Annotated in this window: 1 pseudogene; it reads right to left on the reverse strand. The window is 59.7% G+C overall.

The features are described 5' to 3' along the window. Positions 1–135 precede the first annotated feature (135 nt). Positions 136–689 (reverse strand): annotated as a pseudogene (locus Q7C21_RS22335) (sodium:proline symporter); the annotation flags it as partial.

The raw sequence follows: 689 nt of genomic DNA on the forward strand, positions 1-689 counted from the left end.
TTCGGTCATTCCGCCGGCTGCACGGAGGTGCGCATGGAGGGCCATAGACATCATTAAACGCAGAAACCGGCGTTGTGCCAAGCCGTGAAGCTTTGCACAACGCCGGTAACTTGAACGTTATTCGCGCGGTACGCCTTAGGCGGTAACCTTCGCGCCAACCTCTTCTTCCATCGAGGTGAATTCAGCCTCGATTTCAGTGCTTGGCTTGAACGTCGCACGAGAGACGAGCCATGCAACGACGAGGCAGACCAGGAAGCCTGGCACGATCTCGTACATGTTGCTGGTCAGTACGTCGATGTTGCCCCAGATGAAGACCACGGCTGCACCGGTGATCATGCCGGCGAAGGCACCAATCGCGGTGAGCTTGCGCCAGTACAGAGCCAACAAGATAATCGGACCGAAGGCGCCACCGAAGCCGGCCCACGCGAAGGCCACGAGGTCCAGGATCGAGGAGTTCGGGTTCAGTGCCAGTAGTGCTGCGACAACCGCGATGACCAGCACGCCGGTGCGTCCGAGCATCACCAAAGCCTTAGGCGAAGCCTTGCGGCCGGAGATGTTGTACAGATCCTCCACCAGGGCCGAGGAGCAAACGATCATCTGCGAGGACATCGTGGACATAATGGCCGCCAGCACGGCCGCGAGCACTAGGCCGGCGACGAATGGGTGGAAGAAGACTTGGCTGAGCAGCA

The sequence above is a fragment of the Pantoea sp. ANP04 genome (assembly GCF_041982285.1).
Lineage (GTDB): Bacteria > Pseudomonadota > Gammaproteobacteria > Enterobacterales > Enterobacteriaceae > Pantoea > Pantoea eucalypti.